Below are 21299 nucleotides of genomic sequence, written 5' to 3'. Positions count from 1 at the left end.
GCCGCGTTCAAGTCCCGCTCCAAGGCGCGCATCGAGGAGGTCCGCCAGCAGGCCGGCACCGTGTTCCTCGTGAGCCACTCGATCTCCACGATCGAGGCCATGTGCACCCGCGTGCTGTGGATGCACCAGGGCCGGCTCGTCATGGACGGACCGGTCGAGGAGGTCACCGCGGCCTACCGCCAGTTCGTCCGTGCGCACCGCCAGGCCCGGTCGGGCGGTCGGGCAGGCGGCAAGCGCCGCCAGCGCAACGGGGGCTGACGACTCAGAGGATCGCGCGCACCTGCGCCACGGCGTCCTCGACGGAGGTCACCGAGGTGTCGATCACCAGATCGGCGTCCTCGGGTTCCTCGTACGGCGAGGAGATGCCCGTGAACTCGGCGATCTCGCCGGCGCGCGCCTTGGCGTAGAGCCCCTTGCGGTCGCGGGCCTCGCACACCTCGAGCGGTGTCGAGACGTGCACCAGCACGAAGCGGCCGGCGGCCTCCGCCAGCTCGCGCACGCGTGCCCGCCCGCTCGCGAACGGCGCGATCGGCGCCGCCACAGCGGTCCCGCCGTGGTAGGCCACGAGGGAGGCCACGTAGCCGATCCGTTCCACGTTGAGCTCGCGCGAGGCCTTGTCGAACCCGAGACCCTGCGAGAGGTGCTGGCGCACCTCGTCGCCGTCGAGCAGCGTGGAGTGCCGCCCCTCGTCGTCGAGCTCGGCGGCCAGGGCCCGCGCCACGGTCGACTTGCCCGAACCGGACAGTCCCGTGAAGAACACCACGGTGCCCTCGTGCCGGGCACTCCGCGCCGCGCGGGTCACCTCCCGCGCCACCGGCTCCGGGTACAGCTCGGCGACCTCGTCGGCCCACAGCGATCCGAGCCGTGCGAGGCGCTCCTGCGTGGCGGCGGACCGGTGGTCGGCCAGCAGCACGGAGCGGTCGGCGCCGTAGCGTGCCGCGACGTCGTCCCAGACGAGACCCGCGCCGGTCGCCCAGGGCACGACGACGGCGACCGGCGGCACCGTCCCGGCGTCCCGCAGGGCGTCACGCACGACGGTGGCCGTGCGCGCCAGGCCCGGGCCTCCGAGCGTGCCGGGCACCGGCGGGCGGCGCCGGGCGGGCGCCAGCAGGAGGACGGCGGCGGCGCCGGCGGTCACGTCCGTCAGGGCGGCCAGCTCCTCGCGCGTGGGCGGCTCGGTGACGACGACCGCCAGCACGTCGGCGTCCGGGCCGACGGCGCGGCGCACCTCGTCCCGGACCTCCCGGGCCGTCCGGCGCAGCGCCGGGTCCCAGTGCGGGCCGGCAGCCCGGGCCAGCGGCTTGACGGCGCGCGCGCTCCCGTCGGGCTCCAGGACGGCGAGAGGGGTGTTCTCGGCGTCGGTCAGCGTGACGGGGCCGTGCGGGCGGGCCCCGATGCGCATCGTCGGTGTGCCGCCGCCCAGGTGGAGCTCGAGCAGGTCGAGCTCGTCGGAGGTCAGGACGTGGGTGGTCTCGGGGAGGTTCATGAGCTCTCGGTGCTGTCCTTCGTGACGGTGGCCGGTTCAGTGGTGGCCGGTCCGGTGGTGGCCGGACGGGGCGGGTGCTTCTTGAGCTGCTCGCGCACCACCACCCAGGTGATGTTGCCGAGCACCAGGGCGGCGACCGCGGCCACGGCGACCACCGTGACCGACGCGCCGAGCAGCTTGAGGCCGGAGGCCAGCAGCAGGATCGCCAGCGCACGGCGGATCAGCCCGCCGGGGGCCCGGCTGGAGACCTGGGCGCCGAACCAGGCACCGGGGATCGCGCCGACCAGCAGGGAGGCCGTGAGGCCGAGCTCGAACTCACCGTAGAGCACGTGTCCGAGCGATGCGGCGGCCACCAGGGGAACCGCCTGCACCAGGTCCGTGCCGACCAGGTTCGAGGCCTTGAGCGCGGGGTAGAGCATCAGCAGCGCGACGATGATGATCGAGCCGGAGCCCACCGACGTCATCCCGACGAGCAGCCCGGCGACGGCGCCGAGGATCACCGTGGGCACCTTCCGCACCTCGACCGCGGCGTTCGAAGGGCGGACCGGCCCCTCCCCGAGCGCACGGCGGTGCTGGATCATGCCGAGCGTCGCGCGGACCACGAGCATGGTGGCCGCCAGGAGCAGCGCGATGCCGAGCACGACCTGCAGCGCCTCGTCCAGGGAGTCCCCGAAGGGCAGCGCCCGGATGAGGAACACGCCGCAGAACGCGGCGGGCACCGAGCCGAGGCAGAGCCACAGCACGAGCTGGAGGTTCACGGTCCGGCGGCGCAGGTGCACGACGGCGCCGGCCGGCTTCATGAACAGGCTGGCGACGATGTCGCTGGAGACCGCGACGAGCGGGTCGATGCGGAAGACGAAGATGAGCATCGGCGTCATGAGGGCGCCGCCGCCCATGCCCGTCAGCCCGACGATGAAGCCGACGAGCAGGCCCCCGACGATCAGGCCGGGATCGATGTCGATCATGCCGTGCGCCGGCCCCCGTCCCGGTGGTCGGCGCCGGAGCGACAGCGGCGGAGAGGTCCGGTCGCCGGACGTCTCGGCCGTCGGGTGCTCACGGTGACAGGCATGGTCGGAATGGTAGCCTCAGCGGCGTCCCAGGGCCGCGGTGTGCCACCTCCAGAGACACAAGGAGCTCGATGTCCACGACCACCCCGGTCTTCCCCGAACCGGTGCTCGACGACGCCGCTCTCGCGGCCGCGCTGGCCGAGGGCGCGGGTGCGGTGCTGCTGTCGCTGCGCGACGAGGTCGACGCCGCCGGCGGTGCGTTCGAGCCGCGGCAGCTCAAGGACGCGGGCGACGCCGCGGCGCAGGCCTGGCTGGCCGCCGCACTGGCCCACGCCCGGCTCGACGACGCCGTCCTCTCGGAGGAGGCCAAGGACGACGCGGTGCGGACCGGTGCCGACCGGGTCTGGATCATCGACCCGCTGGACGGCACCCGGGAGTTCGCCGAACGGTCGGCCGACGCCTCCGGCGCGGCAGCCTGGCGCGACGACTTCGCCGTCCACGTCGCCCTGTGGGTCCGCGGAGCCGACGACGGCACGGCGGGTCCGGGCGGACTGGCCGCCGGCGCTGTGGCGCTGCCCGCCCGTGGCGTCGTCCACACGACCGGTGCGCCGTCGTCGGACCATGATCTCGAGGCTCGCGACGCGAGTGCTCGTGCCGTGCTGGCGGGGGAGCGTCCGCTGCGCATCGCGGCGAGCCGCAGCCGTCCGCCGGCGTTCGTGGCCGAGCTCGCCGGGCGCGACGACGTCGAGCTGGTCCCGATGGGATCGGCCGGCGTGAAGGTGGTCTCCGTCGTGGACGGTACTGTCGACGCCTACGTGCACGGCGGCGGCCAGTACGAGTGGGACTCCGCGGCTCCGGTCGCGGTCGCCCTCGCCGCCGGGTACGACTGCACGAGGCTCGACGGCACCCCGCTCGAGTACAACCGCCAGGATCCCTGGCTCCCCGATCTGTTCGTCTGCCACCCGAGCCTCGCCGCGCACCTGCGCGCGGCGCTCCAGGGCGTCGGTGTGGCGATCAAGGAAGGTGCCCAGTCGTGACGTCTCACGTCCTGAGCCAGCTCCGCAGCCTCGAGGCGGAGAGCATCCACATCATCCGCGAGGTGGTCGCCGAGATGGAGCGGCCCGTGCTGCTGTTCTCGGGCGGCAAGGACTCCATCGTCATGCTCCACCTGGCGGCCAAGGCCTTCGCTCCCGCGCGGATCCCGTTCCCCATCATGCACGTGGACACGGGGCTCAACTTCCAGACCGTGCTGGACTGCCGTGACCGGTGGGTCGAGCGGCTGGGCATCCAGCTGGTCGTCGCCTCCGTGCAGGACGCGATCGACCGCGGCCTGGTCAAGGAGGAGCCCAACGGCTCGCGCAACCGCATCCAGACGCCGGTGCTGCTCGAGGCGGTGGAGAAGCACGGCTTCGACGCCGCGTTCGGTGGCGGCCGCCGCGACGAGGAGAAGGCGCGCGCCAAGGAGCGGGTCTTCTCGTTCCGCGACGACTTCGGCCAGTGGGACCCCAAGAACCAGCGCCCCGAGATCTGGAGCCTGTACAACGGCCGCGTCCACCAGGGCGAGTCGATCCGCGTGTTCCCGCTGTCCAACTGGACCGAGCTGGACATCTGGTCCTACATCGCGGCCGAGGACATCGACATCCCGGACCTGTACCTGGCTCAGGAGCGCGAGGTCGTGAACCGTGACGGCATGCTGTTCGCCGTCAACGAGTTCACGCCGCTCAAGGACGGCGAGACGTCCGAGCGCCGCTCGGTGCGCTACCGCACCGTGGGTGACGCCAACCTGACGGCCGCCGTCGAGTCCGAGGCCTCCACCCTGACCGCCATCGTCGAGGAGACCGCCGCGGTGCGCATCACCGAGCGCGGCGCCACGCGCGGCGACGACAAGGTGAGCGAGGCCGCCATGGAGGACCGCAAGCGAGAGGGCTACTTCTAAGCCATGAGCACCACGACCGAGAACCTGGCCGAGGCACTGACCGACGGCTCGACCGACCTCCTGCGCTTCGCGACGGCGGGGTCCGTCGACGACGGCAAGTCGACCCTCATCGGCCGCCTGCTGTTCGACTCGAAGACGATCTTCGAGGACCAGCTGGACTCCGTGGAGAGCGTCTCCAAGGACCGCGGCAACGACTACACCGATCTCTCGCTGCTCACCGACGGCCTGCGGGCCGAGCGGGAGCAGGGCATCACGATCGACGTCGCGTACCGCTACTTCGCGACGCCGAAGCGCAAGTTCATCATCGCGGACACCCCGGGCCACACCCAGTACACCCGGAACATGGTCACGGGAGCCTCGACGGCGGACGTGGCGCTGATCCTCGTGGACGCGCGCAAGGGCGTCATCGAGCAGTCGCGCCGGCACACGTTCCTGGCGACGCTGCTCGGCGTGCCGCACATCGTGGTGTGCGTCAACAAGATGGACCTCGTGGACTACTCCGAGGAGGTCTTCGAGAGCATCCGCCGCGACTTCACGGAGTTCGCCTCGCGGCTGCGCGTCCCGGACCTGACGTTCATCCCGATCTCCGCGCTGGAGGGCGACAACGTCGTCAACCGTTCCGAGAACACGCCGTGGTACGAGGGCTCGCCGCTGCTGAGCCACCTCGAGCGCCTGCACGTGGCCTCGGACCGGAACCTCGTGGACGTCCGGTTCCCGGTGCAGTACGTGATCCGGCCGCAGTCGCACGAGGCGCGGGACTACCGCGGCTACGCGGGGACCGTCGCCTCCGGCGTGATGAAGCCGGGGGACCGGGTCGTCGCCCTGCCGGCCGGCCTGGAGACGACCATCGAGTCGATCGACACCGCCGACGGTCCGGTCGAGGAGGCCTACCCGCCCATGGCGGTGACGGTGCGTCTCGCCGACGAGATCGACATCTCGCGCGGGGACATGATCGCGCGCCCGAACAACACTCCGGCCGCGCTGCAGAACATCGACGCACAGATCTGCTGGATGGACGAGTCGGCACCGCTGACGGTCGGCAAGAAGTACGCGATCAAGCACACGACCCGCTGGGCGCGTGCCATGGTCAAGGACATCAACTACCGCGTCGACGTCAACACCCTGCACCGCGACGAGGGGGTGTCCGAGATCAAGCTCAACGAGATCGGCCGCATCCAGCTCCGCGTGACGCAGCCGCTGTTCGTCGACCCCTACCAGCAGAACCCCGAGACCGGTTCGTTCATCCTGGTCGACGAGTCCACCAACAAGACGGTCGCCGCCGGCATGGTGGGCGGACTGCCGCACAGCTCCTGACAGGACGCGACCGGGATGCCAGTTTTCACGAAGGACGACCGCAACGTCCTGTTCATCCACGTGCCCAAGACGGGCGGGTCCTCCGTGGAGCACCACTTCCTCGCCGCCGGGTGGGAGATGTCCTACCACGACGGCCGGATGGGGAAGGGCAAGCCGAACTACCTGCGGACCTGCACGCCGCAGCACATGCACGGGCAGCTCTTGCAGGAGACGCTGCGACTGGGTCGGTTCGACGCGATCTTCGCCGTCGTCCGCGACCCGGTCGCACGGTTCCGCTCCGAGTACGTCATGCGGCACAAGCAGGAGCTGACGACCACGGCGGACGCCGTGGACGCGTGGGCGGAGCACACGTTCGAGCGCTTCGAGCGGAACCCGTTCGTCCACGACAACCACATCCGCCCGCAGGTCGAGTTCCTGGTCCGCAAGGCGCAGGTCTACCGACTCGAGGACGGGCTCGACGCGGCCATGGCCGACCTCAACGACCAGTTCGACCTCGGGCTGTCCACCGAGGTCGAACCGGTGCGCACGAGCGAGAAGACGCGCGGCATCTCGAGCAAGGATGTGGAGGTCTCGGAGGCCCTGGAGGCCCGCCTCGAGAGCTTCTACGCCGAGGACTTCCGGCGGTTCGGCTACCGCGAGCTCCCTGAGCCCCGGAAGCCGGCCCTCTCGCTCGCTTCTCGCGCGCTCGGACGGGCGTCGCGGGAGCTGGCGGACCTGGCCGACCGCAAGGTGAGCCCTCCGCCGTCGTCGCAGCGCACGACCTGATCGCCGGGGTGCGCCGACGCCGACGGGCGTACCCGGTGCCGTAGGCTGGCTCCCGCGCGGCTCCCGATCTGCGAGCCGCCGTCGGGCACGAAGAGGAGTACGACTGAACATGTCAGTGCGCAGCGCGCAGGTGCGCGGCCGCGTCGAGCTCTCGGGAGCTCGCCCGCAGGATGCGACGGACGCCGGCAGCGTCTGGAACTCGATGGTCGTGCCCCGGTGCAAGGTCGTCTTCGTCAACGTCTCCAAGAACGCCAGCACGAGCCTGAAGTGGTTGACGGCGGAGCTGAGCGGGCAGGACCCGGCGGTCTTCCACTCCGTCATGGGTCTGGCGCCCACACGGCAGCAGACCATCCACCGCCGCGCTTCCTGGGTGGGCGTTCCGAAGCTGACGGAGCTCGACGCCGACGCTCGCGCGGAGATCTCGCCGGACAACGGATGGTTCGTCTTCGGCGTGATCCGGGACCCGCGCCTGCGGGCCTGGTCCGCCTGGCAGTCCAAGTTCCTCGTCGGCAACCCTCGCCACGCCTGGCACAAGTTCCGCGACGCTCCCTGGATGCCCCGCGTGCCGCGCGACGACGACGACGTCGTCGCCGACTTCGCGCGGTTCGTGGAAGCCCTGGGTGGTCCCGGCGGGCAGGCTCTCCTGGGCGACTCGCACTTCAAGCCGCAGACGGATCTGCTCAACGAGGACGTCGTCCCGTACAGCCACCTCTACGAGGTCTCGGAGCTGCCCCTGCTGCTCGCCGACCTGCGGACTCACCTCGAGGCCCAGGGGCTCCCGGGAACGTACGCGCTGACGCGTGAGAACGAGACGCCGCTGTCCGTGGCGGGACGCGTCTTCGGGGCCGACGTCCTGGAGGCCCTGAACGGTGTCTACGCCCGCGACATCGAGCGGTTCGGTCACCTGTGGGACTTCGACAAGGTGCTGGCCAAGGATCCGGCCTGGTCACCCGAAGCCTTCCGGGACATCGCGGGCCGGGTCGCCACGGGACAGCGCATCGCCGACCTCGCCCAGGGCGCGGACCACCTGCGTGCCGAGGTGCGGGAGCTGGAGGCCGGCCGCCGGGCGGACGCCCGGCAGGTCGCACGCCTGGAGGCGCGCGTGGCCGACCTCGAGGCGGCCCTGCAGCGGAGAACCCTTCGCGGGCTGCCCGGTGCCGTGGCGGGGCGCGTACGCAAGACCTTCTCCGGAACCTGACGGCACTTCACGTGTGACGGGCGTCGCGGCAAGACAGCGCGATGGTGCGCGCAGGGAAGCGGCACCGCGGGGTCCTTGGTCTGTCGACGCTTGCTAGCGCACTATGATGAACCGTCTGGTGCGACCGGGTGAACACCGGGAGAAAGGTGGGGGATGTTCGGCTCTGTGCGAGACGCGCGCCTGTCCCGCACCGCACCAGCGACCAGTGACGACCTGGCAGAAGGGCATGGGCCAACGACCGGCCCCCGCGCTGGAGCCCGCCTCGTCGTGTCTCCCGAGCCTTTGGTGTGGCTTCGGCGGACGGTCGGCCGTCTGTTGCCTGGCCGCGGGAGACGGACGTCTTCCCCAACGCCGTCACGCCCGTCGCCCAAGCGGCGCGTCCGCCTTGCCCTGACGGACGACGCCCTGAAGCTGAGCATTCACTATGTGCGGCAGGGGTACCGGGTCAGTGAAGTCTCCGCCGTGCTGCGTGAGACCGGCGCCGAGGTACGGGCCCAGGCAGTGCCCGATGGCGACGAGTACGCCGTCGTGCTTCCTCTGGACCAGCTGCGGCACCTCGCAGCCCGGACGGGTGACGTAGCCGATCTGTGGATGCACCTGACGCCGGATCAGGGGGAGGCGCAAGACGCGACCGCATCGGCGCCACGGGATCCGGTGCGACTCGGTAAGTTCACGACGACGGAGCGTGAGGCGGCCGCGACCAGCACCACCGGGTCGCGGGAACGTGTCGTCGTGACACAGAAGGGCAACCTCAGTCTCTCCTTCGGTGAGCAGACGCGCCGGAAGTTCCAGGTCACGGTTGGCGAACGCCGGAGTGCCGGATCGGTGCCGATCTACGACATCGAGGTGCGTTGCGGCGACAGGCCCGCTGTCGACGTCCGCGTCGTTGCCGTTGCACGCGAGAGCGAAGGTCGCTACCTCTTCCACGGCACCCTCGTTCACCTCCCGGAGGAAGGGCGCGCCGATCAGGGGCGTTGGGTCCAGTCCGTGTCCGTCACTGTCGACCTCGAGGACCTCGCTGCGCGGATCGACGATCGCGTCGAGCTCCTGGACCTCTATGTCGAGGTCGAAGATGCTGACGGTCGGGTCCAGACCAGTCGTATCAAGAGCCAGCCCGGCGATCGTGAAGTCGCCTGGGGACCGGTGAGCCTTGGCGGCGACGTGCTGCAGGTGGTTCCGCACACGACGTTCCGGGGCGGGAACCGCTCGTTGCGTGTCGAGAGGATGGGCGCAGACGTGTACCGCGCGATCCGACGCTGGTCCCGGCTCGCGCGTTGGCTGCCGTTGGTGCGCCCCATCCTCGGCATCTGGTTGGTCGGGGAGCTCCCGTACAAGGCCCAGGACAACGGCTACCACCTCTTCCGCTGGATTCGCCAGAGCCACCCACGTCGCCGCGCCTACTACGTCATCGATCGGGACGCGCCCGACCTGCGGCGTCTTGAAGGACTGGGCAACGTGGTTCTGCGGAACTCCCGCGAACACGTACGCGTCGCGTTCCTCGCGAGTCGACTGGTCGGTACCCACCATGCGGAGTACCTGCTGCCCTCTCGGGATCCGCGGACGATTGCCGGCGCACGGGGCGTGCGTGTCTTCCTGAGACACGGCATCTCCGGTACGAAGAACATGGTCGCCAACTACGGAAGGTTCGCCCCGGGGTTTTCGACAGACCGTTTCCACGTGAGCTCGGACCGCGAACGTGAGGTCGCCATCAAGGAGTTCGGATACCGCCCCGCACAGGTCAGAGTGACGGGACTGCCGCGGTTCGACCAGCTGCTGGCCCCCTCGGATCGTCCGCCGTCAGGCATCCTGGTGATTCCGACCTGGCGAGAGTGGCTGGTCCACCGGGACTCTTTCGAGACGAGTGCCTACCGTGACCAGTGGCAGGCCTTCCTCTCGCACCCGCAGCTCGCCGAGCTCATGCGTGGCGGTTTGCGGGTCACCTTCATACTGCACCCCAACATGCGACACTTCGCCGACATGTTTCACGCGCCCGGTGTCCAGATCCTGAAGCAGGGAGAGGTCGATGTCCAGACACTTCTGCGCGACCACGCCGCGCTGATCACCGACTACTCGTCGGTGGCTTTTGACTTCGCGCTTCAGCGCCGTCCCGTGGCGTACTTCCAGTTCGACCAGGAGAAGTTCTTCGGCCCCCACGGGACGCACCTGGATCTCGAGCAGGAACTGCCTGGCCCGATCGTGAACGATGTCGACACCCTCGTCGACGAGGTCAGGCACACCGCGGGTACCGGCTTCGCGGTGAGGTCGGAGTACGCGGACCGCGCTGCAAGGCTGGTTCGTTATCATGACCGCCGGAATTGCGAGCGGGTCACGGCGTCTGTGCGAAGTGCTGGTGGTCCGGTCGTGCAGTGGTGGCGGTTGCAGGATCGGCGCAGAGCAGGTGGCGACCATGCCAGTGACCCGGCCCCGTGAACCGGGGGTCGCGCCCGACCTCGCAGGAACAGAATCGTGCCTCACGCAGAACTGGAGCAAGAAATGTCGCTTGACCTCGTAGTTGTCGGACTCGGATACGTCGGTCTCCCACTGGCGCAGGAGGCTGTCCGCGCCGGCCTCACCGTGCGCGGGTTCGACGTGAGCCCTCGGATCATCGAAGGGCTGAACGCGGGACGGTCCCACGTCGACGACCTGTCGGACGCCGACGTGCAGAAGATGCTGGACGCCGGCTTCGCTGCCACCTCTGACGTCGACGACATCCGTGACACCGACGCCGTCGTGATCTGCGTCCCCACGCCGCTGAGCCCGGACGGCGGGCCCGACCTCGGTGCCGTGGTCTCGGCCACCTCGACGGCCGCCGAGGTGCTGCGCCCCGGCATGTTGGTGGTTCTCGAGTCGACGACCTACCCCGGGACGACCGAGGAGGTGCTGCGGCCGCTGCTCGAGAAGGGTGGACTGAGCGCGGAGACGGACTTCCTGCTCGCATATTCGCCCGAGCGCATCGACCCGGGCAACCCGGTGTACGGAATGAAGAACACGCCGAAGGTTGTCGGAGGCACCACCGAGGCGGCAACACGACGCGCCGCGGACCTCTACGGCCGCTTCGTCGACACGGTGGTCGAGGCCAAGGGCGCTCGTGAGGCGGAGACGGCGAAGCTGCTGGAGAACACCTACCGGCACATCAACATCGCGCTGGTGAACGAGATGGCGCGGTTCTGCCACGAGCTCGACATCGACCTGTGGGACGTCATCGACCTGGCCAAGACCAAGCCGTTCGGCTTCCAGGCGTTCTACCCAGGGCCGGGTGTCGGCGGGCACTGCATCCCGATCGACCCGAACTACCTGAGCCACAACGTGCGCTCGCGTCTCGGATACCCTTTCCGGTTCGTCGAGCTGGCCCAGGAGATCAACGCGACGATGCCGTCGTACGTCGCTCGGCGTGCACAGGACGCGCTCAACGAGGACTCCAAGGCGCTGCGCGGCTCCAAGGTCCTCATGCTCGGTGTGACCTACAAGCGCGACATCGCCGACCAGCGCGAGTCGCCGGCGATCCCGCTGGCGCACGCCCTGCTGTCCCAGGGTGCGGACGTGAGCTTCCACGACCCGGCGGTCGAGGAGTGGCATGTGGATGGAACCGTCCTGACGCGTGTCGACGACCTCGAGACCTCGGTCCGCGAGGCGGACCTCGTCATCCTCGTCCAGGACCACACGGCGTACGACGTCGACTCCCTGGTCGCTCAGTCCCGGCGCTTCTTCGACACGAAGGGTGCTTCGAAGGACCCGCGCGCCGTCCGGCTGTGACCGCGAATGCCCCGTGTTCATCGCCTCGCACCATTGTGAGTTGCCTTGCTTGACATCGAAGAACCTGTAGCGGACGTATCGCTCGTCCTCGTCGTGGACGAGTTGGACGCAGAGTCCTTGTCCGGTGCGCTCGAGGCGGTCCGCATGGCGCCGGGGCTGCGGGAGGTGCCGATGACGATCGTTCACCAACCCGGCGTCGACGTCGGGCCGGTGCTTGAGCAGACGACCGACGTCCGTGCTGCTGTGGCCCTGCCCGAGGTGGAGCTCGCCGTGATGGAGCGCCTTCTCGGAGCTACGACCAAGTACGCCTGTGTCGCGGTGCTCCCGCGCCCGTCGAAGGTGCCGGCCTGGACTCGAAAGGTCGTGCGAGAGGTCAATCGTCTCGAGCAGCTGCCTCTGGCGAGCGACGTGCCTCTGCTCGTCTGGGCGGGAAGCTGCACCAGACAGACCGTTGCGCAGTACGTCAACCATATGTTGGCGAGACAGGAGGTCGAGCCAGGTTCGCTCTTGGCTGCTTACCTGGGTCGGTTGACGTTGGCGGCAGCCAACCCCCTCCTCGAGGCGGTGGATCCGCAGGACGGCGATCTCGAGGTGCTCGCATTCTTCGCCGCGCAGTTTGTACCAGGGATGCCGGAACCGCCGTGGCGCTTTCGGATCGTCCTGACGGGACCGTCTGGCGACGTCGTCCGTTCCGAACCGATTCGGTTGACCCCGCGGATCGACTCCCACGGCAAGGTCCGCTGGGAAGAGCTGACGACGACACTGTCGCTCAGAACCGCAGGTAACGGTCACAGCAGATTCATCATCGAAGTCGATACCGAGGAGCCGTTGCTGCGTCTGCGGCGCAACCTGAGGCCCCGCCGAGGCGCCTTGATCAGTGCTCGCACCGTGCACATGCCTGTGCCTGCTGCGCAGGGCAGTAACTCCGGCGCTCCAGTGACCGTGCGGTACTTGTTGCACACGACCGGAGACGGCAGCGCCGCCTTCATCACTTCGCAGATCGGCACCGGGTGGCGCGCTAAGGTCCGGTGGGCCGCAACGCTGCTCAAGAAGGATGCAGGCTTCATCTTCCGTGGACGCAAGCGTCGGCAGATGCGGTGGCTGCGGCTGGTACGGCTCGTGACCCGGCCGTTCTTCGCCCGGCGAAAGATCTGGTTGATCGGGGAACGGACCGATACTGCGCAAGACAACGGGGTCCACCTATTCGCTCATATGCGCGAGGTCCACCCGGAGCGCGCCGTCTATTACGTGATCGACAGGTCCAGCCCGCAGTACGACCGTGTCGCGAAGTATGGCAACGTCATCGCACACTCGTCCTGGCAGCATCAGCTGCTGATGCTGCACGCGGCGGTCCTGGCCAACGCCTATTCGATCCGCTACCTGATCCCCGCGAGCTGGGGTGCGGGAAGCTATACGCGCCACCTCGTCTGGAGGGTCGGTGCTCTCCGGGTGTACCTCAAGCACGGCGTGCACCTGAGTCCGAACTCCGTGAAGCGGGGAACCACAGGCTACGACTTGTGCTTGACGGTCATGCCAGGAGAGACCGCGGCGCTGCGTGCTTCGTCCGGCTACGATGAACAGCTCGTCGAGGTAGGGATGCCACGTTACGACGCGCTCACTCCCACCCCGCCGAGCCGGACCCTTCTGTTCATGCCGACGTGGCGCAAGTATCTCGTGACCAAGGTGCTCGACGGTGCGGAGGAGGGCGAGGAGCCGTACGAGGGCTCGGCCTACGAGCGTTTCATGACGGGCTTCCTGGAGAGCAGGCGGCTGCATGACCTGCTGGAGAAGTACGACTATCGGCTCACGTTCCTGCCGCACTACAACATGGCGTCGCGATTTGAGGGCGCATCCGTTGCCGGGGAGCGCATTCAGCTCGCGAACGCCGACGACGTCACGTTCCAAGACCTGATCCGCGGATGTGACGCGTTCATCACGGACTTCTCGTCTGTACACTTCGACGTCGCCTACGTGGGGACACCCATCGTCTATGCGCGCTTCGACGAGGAAGACTTCGAGACGAAGCACTCGTCGCCGTCGTGGTTCGACTACGAGGCCGACGGATTCGGGCCGGTCGTTCGGAGCCTTGATCAGACCCTTGACGCCGTCGAAGACCTGCTGGAGCGAGGGTGTGAGCCAGACCCCTTCTATGCGGCACGGGTGGATGCCGCCTTCGCGTCGCGCGATCAGCAGAATTGCGCACGGACGGTCGCCGCGATCGACTCCCACGTGGCGCAACGCTGACGTGTCCGGTCCATGAGGATCCGCCCGCACGCCACCTGTCGGCCGTCCGGACTCACCGATCCGGTCGCAGCCAGGGCACCGGATCGCAGTGTCGCCGCGATCCGGTGCGCTGAATCATGCTCGCTGCTCGGCCGCCACGCAACGCTTAGTGCGAGGCGGTTGCCTGTCTTCCGTCAGCGTCCTGCGGTCCGTCCGCGTCTCCGTACTCGACATGGAGGGCTCCCTCGGCGACCAGGTCCGTGAGGAGCCGTGCGTAGGCTTCTTCGTAAGCCTCGCCGAGCCGCCGGTCCCACTCCGGTACGAGGGCAGGCAGGTGACCCGGGTTCTGCGTCACTTCTCCGAAGACGAGGCCGTCGTCGGTCTCGAAGAAGTCGAGGCGTTCCAGCGGTCGCCGGATGGCCTTCGAGAGCTTGGCGCTCACCGTGATGACCTCATCGAGGTCGGCTGGCTCGCGGAGCTGGTCGCCGGTGTCGATGAGGGCTCGGACATTGAACAGCTCGGTGCCGTCGGCGAGGAATGTCCGGGCCTGGGACGTCACATCCTTCGCTCGTGACCAGTCGCCGGTACGCACCTCGAGGTAGACAGGCTCTCCGTAGAAACAGAACACCTTGATGTCGCTGGGGATCGATTCCGGGCCGCCGCCGCGCGCCGTCAGAAACTCCTCGGCGAAATACTGCGATCTGCTCTGGTGCTTGACCCACAGCTTGCTGACGACCTCGTCGCGGGTCGTGGTCGCGCCAGTCAGCATGTCTTGATAGGTGCCATCAGCGTTCCGGACGAGCGGGAACACGTTGACCCCGCCGCCGCCGACATTGCTCTTGAGGACGAACCGGTCAGGCAGGGATTCCCACTCGACGGTGTCTGGATCTGGCCATCGCCCGATGACTTGCGGCACGCGGACGCCGTGCTGGGCGGCGAACCGTTGGGCCGTCAGCTTGCTGTAGAGCTGCAGGATCGGTTCGCGGAGCCCTTCGCGGTCGTTCACGCCGCGCGTGTTGTGCCGCCGGTGCATGCGAGCCGCGAGGGAATAGGACGGCACACCGAGCGCGAGCTCCGGGTCGGGCGCATCGCCGACCGTGCGCTCGATCGGCGACTTGGTCTCCTCGGTGAGGATCGTGACCTGGGCTCTCAAGGTGTCGAGCTGATCGCGGCGGCGGCGTATGGCACGGCGCGTCCGGTCGCGCTTCGCGCGCGCGCGTTCCAGCGACTTGACACGTGTGTCTTCTGCGTTCACGAGGTCTCCTCCGGGAGAAAGGTGCCTCCGGGGATGCGGTTGTCCAGGGCGCCCACGCGATAGGGCTGGAGCAGCATACGGGCATGTGCGCTGTCAAAGAGCTGCCCGAGCCGGAGATCCCATTCCGGCGTCAGGACGGGGACTCGGTCGGGATCGACATCGATGCACGTGAGGACAGGCCCGTCCGTCCCTTCGTGCCACAGCACCTGCACGTAGGGCCGAGGGATGTGGCGGGACAAGGTGGCCGACCAGCCGCAGATATCTTCGATCGCTGCGCTCACAGGGATGTCCACGCCGTAGCTCGCGGCCGCGCGGATGTCGCCGACGTCTTGCTGCGAGCCGTCGAGGTGCCGGGAGAGGCCGTCCTGACGAATCTCGACGAGCCCCACGGTGCCGTGGAACGCATGGACCACAACCGTCCGAACCTCGGAGGCCGACGCTGACGCGACTTCGGAGGGGACACCGTGAGATCGGGCGAAGCGCGCCACGAGCTCCGGGTCGGAGAATTCCTTGCCGACGCCGTCGATCCCGGCCGAGGGCTCGGGCGCCCGCCGATGAATTCGCTGAAAGAGGCGCACCCCGGCAACGAGGCTGGGGACCCCGGTCGTCTTCTCGACTCGGGAGCGCGGCATCGTGCGTCTTCCCGCACGTTCAGCAAGCACCTGTTGGAGCCGACGCCGTTCGGCCAGCAGTTCCGTCCGCTCGTCCTTGAGCGCAGCCAGCTCCTGCTGGGCGTCGGCGATGTCTTGCTCGACCTCGACCAGTTCAGCGTCACGCTCGGGTGGCGGACCGCTAGGAGGGTTGACGGGGTGCCGCCGACCCGTGGCGAACCAGCGCAAGAATCTGCTTGATCGGGACGGCAATCTCCACCTCATGTCTGCATCGAAGAAAGGCACATGATACAGCGCTCGTTCGGCCGACTGGTGTCGCCCGCGGCGCCGGGGACCACCGGGTGTCCCGTCACGAGACCTCTTCGACCGCTGGAACCAGCTCGTTGCGCAGCTGCTCGGTCAATGTGCGCGCATAGGTGTCGGTCAGGTGGGACGTCTGCCGGTAGAGCAGCACGTTGCCGATGACCGGAACACACGGGTCGCCTGGACAAATCTCGGAGCGGAGGTCGATCGTCTTGGCGTCCGGGACCTTCTTCGCTGCTGGCACCTGAGCCAGGGCGCCGCTTCGGCTGATGCCTTCTTCCAGATCGAACTGGCACTGAGTGAGGTCGTCGGGATTCTCGGCGACACACTCGTAGACGGCCATGCCTGGGTTGGGGTTGTCGAGAAGAACGATCATCGGTGTGCCCGTCTCGGTCAATGCGGTCCACCGCCGGACCATCGCGTCGACCATCGCATCGACCGACCGGCTCTCGACGTCGTCGGGGTCGGACATGACGTCGTTGATGCGCTGGGAGGTCAGGACGAGATCGGGTCCGAGCTCGACGAGCTCGTCGAAGACCGCATCGTTCCACGCGGCACACGACTCGTAGGGCTCGCCCTTGGCGACCTGCATGCCGTCATGGAAGCCGCATGCCGACTTGGTGTAGGAGACGATCCTCCAGCCTTCGTCCTTGGCGATCTCGTCGATGGCCGAATACCACTGCATGATCTTCGAGTCCCCGACGACGCCGATCGTCAGGTCACCGTCGACGTCGCCCCACTCGCAACGCACCGGCACCGGCGACTGCTGGTCGACTTGGCATTCCGGAGGATATGGCGGCACGTCCTCGACTGCCGTGACCGGATCTGGCACGTACCACTCGACATCGGCGAGACTCGCTGTGGTCCCGGCTTCCGGTTCGGCACCCGAGCCGATGGCCGATGCGCCCGGTGCCTCTCGATCGGATCCACCTCCGGTGCTCGACGGGACGACAAGGACGAGAAGAAGTCCGGCTAGCACGCCGACCGCCGTGAAGTTCGCGCCGACGGACAGGCTCAGTCGGTTGGACTTCAGGGATGGCGCGAACCTGACAGGGTTCTCGACGAGTCTGTACGAGATGTAGGCCGGAATGAACGAGGCAGCGACGACAAGGAGGCCTCGCCGAGCGCCGAGGTCGCCCCAGTAGGCGGTCGCTGCCACGATGAGCGGCCAGTGCCAGAGATACAGGGAGTACGACAGACCTCCGACCCAGACGGCCGGTCGCCAGGACAGCACGCCAGCGACCCCGGCGCGGCCTGAGGTGTATCCCGCGATGATCATCGCCGCGGTACCCAGGGTCGGCACGAGGGCCGCGGAGCCGGGCCATGGTGTGCTGGTGGAGAACCAGAATCCGCTCGCTATGACCGCGGCCAGCCCGGCCCAGCCGAGTACGATCGCGGCGCTGCGGCGGAGGCGCAGCCATGCCGTGGTCCCGATCGCGACCAGCGCTCCGATGCCGAGCTCCCACAGTCGTGTCGGAGTGACGAAGAAGGCGGTCGCCGGGCTGCTCGTCGTCAGGTAGACCGAATAAGCGAGGGAGGGCACGATCACGGCCAGGATCCCGGCGGTCAGCACCGGTCGGATCCGCATGTGCCCACGCCGTCGCAGCCACCACGCGAGTGCCACGATCAACAACGGCCAGACGATGTAGAACTGCTCTTCCACGGCCAAAGACCAGAAGTGCTGCACCGGGGACGCTCCGACGTCTTCCGCGAGGTAGTCGACGGAGCGGTCGGCGAGCCGCCAGTTCACGACATACAGGGCGGCTGACACGATGTCGCCGCCGAAGGCTCGCCAGTCGACCGCGGAAACCGTCCACCACGTCAGGAGCGCCGTGGTGGCGAGCACGAGGCCTGTCGCGGGAAGGAGGCGCTTGGCGCGCCGTGCGTAGAAGGTCGCCAAGGAGATCCGGCCGGTGCGTTCGAGCTCTCGGATGAGCAGACCGGTGATGAGGAAGCCCGAGATCACGAAGAAGACGTCGACGCCGACGAAGCCGCCCGGCAGCTGTCGTACGCCCGCGTGATAGATGAGCACGAGGCCGATGGCGATGGCGCGCATGCCTTCGATGTCGGGCCGGAAGACTCCCGTCGGTCGGCCCTTGACGGAGGTGGCGCTGGTGTCGCTGCTGGTCAAGTTGCTGAGATCCTCTGGGCTCGGGTCAAGCGGGCAAGGAGCGCTCGTTGCCCGGCCCGTCGTGGGCCACGACATCGTACAAGGTCGCTGCCGCCGTCTGGAGGCACGCTGGAGTGGCGACAGGCGGGATCGGCGACGAATTGGCAGGGTTGGCACTGGCGATATCTCGATCCGGACCTCACGATGGCACCAGTCACCTCGCACGCCGTGCTTCTCTGGTCAGACACCGTCAGGAGACCGTCAGATGAGACGAATCTTGGGTCAGCTGGCGCGGAAGCCTGCGCCGGGAAGCGATCCGCCCCCGCCCACGTTGGTGGGTCTCGACGGAGCGGCCACCGACGCCTGGCTCACGATCGTCGCCCCTCGTGACGAGGGCGCCGCGCACCTCCTGCTCGTGGGGCGGTCGACAGGTCTCGAGGTACGGGTGTCGCTGACGGAGGACCCCCGAGGCTGGCGAGCCCACGTCACGGACGAGGACCTCACGGTGTTCGAGGGGGAGACGATCGACCTCTACCTCGTCCTGACGGCCGGCGCAGGCTCGCGCCGCCGACGTGTCGCCGGCGGGATGGACCTGGAGCCCCTTGCGTCCGCGGGACAGCCTCGACGCTGGTACACCACGATCGAGGGCAACGTCAGCGTGCGGCGCCGGAGAGCCGCCGAGGTGATCGCCGAGTCCGGCACCTTCGACGTCGACCACTACCTGGGCCAGCTCGCCGGGTCCGCGGTCGTCGAGCTCCCGGAGGGCACGGACCCGATCGAGCACTACGTCGCCAAGGGCGCTGCCCACGGCCTCGACCCGTCGCCGATGTTCGACACCCGCTTCTACCAGCGGATGAATCCCAGCGTGCGGCGCAACCCGCTGGCCCACTTCTGCGAGTACGGCTGGCAGGACCTGCGCAACCCCTCCCCGCTCTTCGACACGTGGTGGTACTGGTCGAAGCACCTCGACCCGGGTGACGACAGCGTCAACCCCCTGGTCCACTACCTCGAGGTCGGTCGTCAGCAGGGCCTCTCGACGCGCCCCGAGCCGTCTCCGTCGCGCCGTCTGGGCATCGGCCACCGCTTCGGCGAGGGTCACGCCGTCCGGCGGGTGTGCCTGTTCGCGGGCTACGACCCGCAGGGCGTGGTCGACGACTACGTGGTCGACTACGTGCGCGAGCTGGCCCGGCACGCCGACGTGTACTACCTGGCCGACGGCGAGATGCCGGAGTCGGAGCTCGCGAAGCTCGCCGACCACACGCGGGGCGCCTGGGCGGAACGTCACGGGGAGTACGACTTCGGGTCCTACTCCCGACTGGTCGAGCGCCTGGGATGGTCGGCGATCGAGGAGTACGACGAGCTGCTCCTGGTCAACGACAGCGGGTACCTCCTGCGGCCGCTCGACGACGTCTTCGGGCAGATGGACTCGAGGGCGTGCGACTGGTGGGGCCTGCAGGCGACGAAGGGCATCTTCCGGACCCGGGACGTCCCCGTGAACCGTTTCCACGAGCCGATCCCGATGGAGTCCGTGCGAGGACCGCTGCTCGACCGGTTCGAGCAGGACTACACGTACGACTTCCTGGTGGGCTCCTACTTCCTCGCCTACCGCACGCCGGTGATCCGCGACCCGGATTTCCGCCGGTATCTCGCCGCGGTGGCGCACCAGGAGAAGAAGCACACGATCGTCCAGAAGTACGAGATCGGGCTCACCCGGTGGCTCGTCCACCACGGCCACCCGTTCGACACGTTCGTCAGCAAGCTCTATCCGCTGCACCCGGTCTACACCCCGTGGTACTTCCGGCTCCTGGACGAGGGTTTCCCGCTGCTCAAGCGGGTCTTCCTCACCGGCAACCACTACAAGGTGCCACGCCTCGCCGACTGGGCGGATCGCGTACGCCGCAAGGTGCCCGGCGCCGACGTCGCCACGATCGAGCGCAACCTCGCCCGCGTCGCCGACCCCGAGAGGCTGCGCCGCAACCTCTCGATCGGCAGCGAGGCCGGCGTCGAGGACGTCCCGGTACCGGACGAGCTCCTCTCGCCGGAAGAGTTCGCCGAGGCGGACCGGCTGAGCCCCAAGCACGCCGACTGGTGGGCGTTCCCCGTCTGCGGCTTCTCGCACGTGTTCTCCGGCAACGAGCGGGCCGTCTTCGAGGAGGTCAAGGACGACCCGTCGATCCGCAAGATCGTCCTGACGCGTGACAAGGAGGTCGTCGTCGACGGCGTCAACGTCGAGGTGGTGCCGCTGGAGAGCCCCGAGGGCCAGCACCGCGTCATGCGGGCCGGCACGATCTTCATCAAGCACAGCCGGTACCGCAACGTGGTGCACCCGGTCTCGAGCGAGCTGCACAACCTCATCCAGCTCTGGCACGGCATCCCCTTCAAGCGGATCGGGTACGCCTCGGCCGACTACCTCGGCAGGCTGGACCGGGTGGACGCGGACCAGCAGCAGTACCGGGCGGTGATCGCCTCGTCGAAGGTGGACTCGCTGGCGATGACGGCCGCGTTCTACCCGCTGACGTTCCACCAGGTGTGGAACACCGGCCTGCCGCGCAACGACTTCATCCTGCGCGACGAGGAGCGGCTCCCCGCAGATCTCCGGGACGAGCTGGCCAAGCTGCGGGACCTCGTGGGCGACCGGCGGCTCGTGCTGCTGATGCCCACGTTCCGCAACGCGGACGACGGTGGCGCCTACCGGTTCTCGCCCGACGAGCTCGCCCGCCTCGAGGAGTGGCAGAAGACGCACCGGTGCGTCCTCGGCCTGCGGGAGCACATGGCCGACGCCGGAGGCATGTACGGCTCGCAGCTGTCCGGCCTGGAGACCATCGACCTGTCGGCGGACGAGTTCCCTGACGTCGAGGTCCTGTACCGCGAGTCCTCGGCCCTGATCACCGACTACTCGAGTGCGTTCGTCGACTACATGCTCACCGGCAAGCCCATGGTGAGCTTCGCGTACGACGGCGAGGCCTACCAGCTCGAACGGGGCGGGTTCTACGACCTGGACCTCGTGTTCCCCGGGCCGATCTGCCGCACGTTCGACGAGCTCGACGACGCCCTCGACGGCATCGTCGACCGCCGGGTCGACGAGTCGTACGAGTTCCGGCGACGGCTGTTCTTCGACCACCTCGACGACCGCAGCTCCGCGCGGGTGGTCGAGCGGGTCCGGGACCTGACCGAGGCGCGCGGGGTCGGCAAGCCCCTGGGGGAGCGGGTCGCGTGAGGGCGCTGGACCGGTGGAGGAGACGCCCGGCCGCAGCAGGGACGGCCGAGGAGGCGGCGGCCGGCGAGTTGCCGGCCGAACAGCCGGCAGCGACGTCTCCGACCGCGACCGCGGGCGTGCG

14 protein-coding genes and 1 pseudogene are annotated in these 21299 nt (G+C 68.7%); 10 read left to right on the top strand and 5 right to left on the bottom strand.

Features of this window, described 5'->3' with window-relative positions:
• Nucleotides 1-258 (top strand): annotated as a pseudogene (locus MWU57_RS14805) (ABC transporter ATP-binding protein); the annotation flags it as partial.
• Nucleotides 259-262: 4 nt separating this feature from the next.
• On the opposite strand, the gene cysC reads toward MWU57_RS14805, so the two are convergent.
• Both cysC and MWU57_RS14795 read right to left on the bottom strand, forming a co-directional pair.
• Nucleotides 263-1486, bottom strand: coding sequence for an adenylyl-sulfate kinase (cysC, locus tag MWU57_RS14800; protein WP_246910162.1), 1224 nt, complete (start codon nt 1484-1486; stop codon nt 263-265).
• Entirely contained in the window at nt 1483-2451 is a 969-nt protein-coding gene (locus tag MWU57_RS14795; RefSeq protein WP_246910159.1) for a sulfite exporter TauE/SafE family protein, read from the bottom strand. Before MWU57_RS14795 ends, cysC begins: the two co-directional genes overlap by 4 nt.
• A gap of 173 nt (nt 2452-2624) precedes the next feature.
• On the opposite strand from MWU57_RS14795, the gene MWU57_RS14790 reads away from it, so the two are divergent.
• The 8 genes from MWU57_RS14790 (at nt 2625) to MWU57_RS14755 (ending at nt 13703) form a co-directional block, all read left to right on the top strand.
• Complete coding sequence (locus MWU57_RS14790; RefSeq protein ID WP_246910156.1) at nt 2625-3530, top strand: inositol monophosphatase family protein; 906 nt, start codon at nt 2625-2627, stop codon at nt 3528-3530.
• Nucleotides 3527-4429 (top strand): sulfate adenylyltransferase subunit CysD, encoded by a 903-nt coding sequence (gene cysD / locus MWU57_RS14785; protein WP_106269041.1) that lies wholly within the window; start codon nt 3527-3529, stop codon nt 4427-4429. Before MWU57_RS14790 ends, cysD begins: the two co-directional genes overlap by 4 nt.
• Nucleotides 4430-4432: 3 nt before the next feature.
• Nucleotides 4433-5743: a sulfate adenylyltransferase subunit CysN gene (gene cysN, locus MWU57_RS14780; RefSeq protein ID WP_106269039.1), complete on the top strand. Its 1311-nt coding sequence runs from the start codon at nt 4433-4435 to the stop codon at nt 5741-5743.
• 15 nt (nt 5744-5758) lie between these two features.
• Complete coding sequence (locus MWU57_RS14775; RefSeq protein ID WP_246910153.1) at nt 5759-6508, top strand: sulfotransferase family 2 domain-containing protein; 750 nt, start codon at nt 5759-5761, stop codon at nt 6506-6508.
• Between the two features lie 109 nt (nt 6509-6617).
• Nucleotides 6618-7706: a sulfotransferase family 2 domain-containing protein gene (locus MWU57_RS14770; protein WP_246910150.1), complete on the top strand. Its 1089-nt coding sequence runs from the start codon at nt 6618-6620 to the stop codon at nt 7704-7706.
• Between the two features lie 462 nt (nt 7707-8168).
• A complete protein-coding gene (locus MWU57_RS14765) occupies nt 8169-10136 on the top strand; it encodes a CDP-glycerol glycerophosphotransferase family protein (RefSeq protein ID WP_246910147.1) in 1968 nt (655 codons plus the stop codon).
• Nucleotides 10137-10199: 63 nt separating this feature from the next.
• Nucleotides 10200-11459: a nucleotide sugar dehydrogenase gene (locus MWU57_RS14760; RefSeq protein ID WP_106269033.1), complete on the top strand. Its 1260-nt coding sequence runs from the start codon at nt 10200-10202 to the stop codon at nt 11457-11459.
• A gap of 93 nt (nt 11460-11552) precedes the next feature.
• On the top strand, nt 11553-13703 hold the full coding sequence (locus tag MWU57_RS14755; RefSeq protein WP_246910145.1) for a CDP-glycerol glycerophosphotransferase family protein: 2151 nt from the start codon (nt 11553-11555) through the stop codon (nt 13701-13703).
• 145 nt (nt 13704-13848) lie between these two features.
• On the opposite strand, the gene MWU57_RS14750 is transcribed toward MWU57_RS14755, so the two are convergent.
• The 3 genes from MWU57_RS14750 to MWU57_RS14740 form a co-directional block, all read right to left on the bottom strand.
• Nucleotides 13849-14937 (bottom strand): ATP-grasp fold amidoligase family protein, encoded by a 1089-nt coding sequence (locus MWU57_RS14750; protein ID WP_246910143.1) that lies wholly within the window; start codon nt 14935-14937, stop codon nt 13849-13851.
• Nucleotides 14934-15776 carry a septum formation initiator family protein gene (locus MWU57_RS14745; protein ID WP_246910141.1) on the bottom strand — a complete coding sequence of 281 codons (843 nt, stop codon included), beginning with the start codon at nt 15774-15776 and terminating at the stop codon, nt 14934-14936. Before MWU57_RS14745 ends, MWU57_RS14750 begins: the two co-directional genes overlap by 4 nt.
• A gap of 121 nt (nt 15777-15897) precedes the next feature.
• A complete protein-coding gene (locus MWU57_RS14740; protein ID WP_165800026.1) occupies nt 15898-17982 on the bottom strand; it encodes an acyltransferase family protein in 2085 nt (694 codons plus the stop codon).
• Between the two features lie 244 nt (nt 17983-18226).
• On the opposite strand from MWU57_RS14740, the gene MWU57_RS14735 reads away from it, so the two are divergent.
• Nucleotides 18227-21178, top strand: a complete 2952-nt coding sequence (locus tag MWU57_RS14735; protein WP_246910138.1) for a CDP-glycerol glycerophosphotransferase family protein — start codon at nt 18227-18229, stop codon at nt 21176-21178.
• Nucleotides 21179-21299: the final 121 nt, after the last annotated feature.

Origin of the sequence: Isoptericola sp. S6320L (genome assembly GCF_023015685.1) — a bacterium.
In the GTDB taxonomy this organism is placed as follows: Bacteria; Actinomycetota; Actinomycetes; order Actinomycetales; family Cellulomonadaceae; genus Isoptericola; species Isoptericola halotolerans_A.
The sequence above is the reverse complement of the archived record's forward strand: the minus strand, read 5'-3'. Positions and strand labels throughout refer to the sequence as shown.

Excerpts from the sequence above, each read along its gene's own strand:
- cysN (WP_106269039.1), top strand. The coding sequence starts at position 4,433 with ATGAGCACCACGACCGAGAACCTGGCCGAGGCACTGACCGACGGCTCG.
- MWU57_RS14735 (WP_246910138.1), top strand. The coding sequence starts at position 18,227 with ATGAGACGAATCTTGGGTCAGCTGGCGCGGAAGCCTGCGCCGGGAAGC.
- MWU57_RS14795 (WP_246910159.1), bottom strand. The coding sequence starts at position 2,451 with ATGATCGACATCGATCCCGGCCTGATCGTCGGGGGCCTGCTCGTCGGC.
- cysC (WP_246910162.1), bottom strand. The coding sequence starts at position 1,486 with ATGAACCTCCCCGAGACCACCCACGTCCTGACCTCCGACGAGCTCGAC.
- MWU57_RS14760 (WP_106269033.1), top strand. The coding sequence starts at position 10,200 with ATGTCGCTTGACCTCGTAGTTGTCGGACTCGGATACGTCGGTCTCCCA.
- MWU57_RS14770 (WP_246910150.1), top strand. The coding sequence starts at position 6,618 with ATGTCAGTGCGCAGCGCGCAGGTGCGCGGCCGCGTCGAGCTCTCGGGA.
- MWU57_RS14790 (WP_246910156.1), top strand. The coding sequence starts at position 2,625 with ATGTCCACGACCACCCCGGTCTTCCCCGAACCGGTGCTCGACGACGCC.
- MWU57_RS14775 (WP_246910153.1), top strand. The coding sequence starts at position 5,759 with ATGCCAGTTTTCACGAAGGACGACCGCAACGTCCTGTTCATCCACGTG.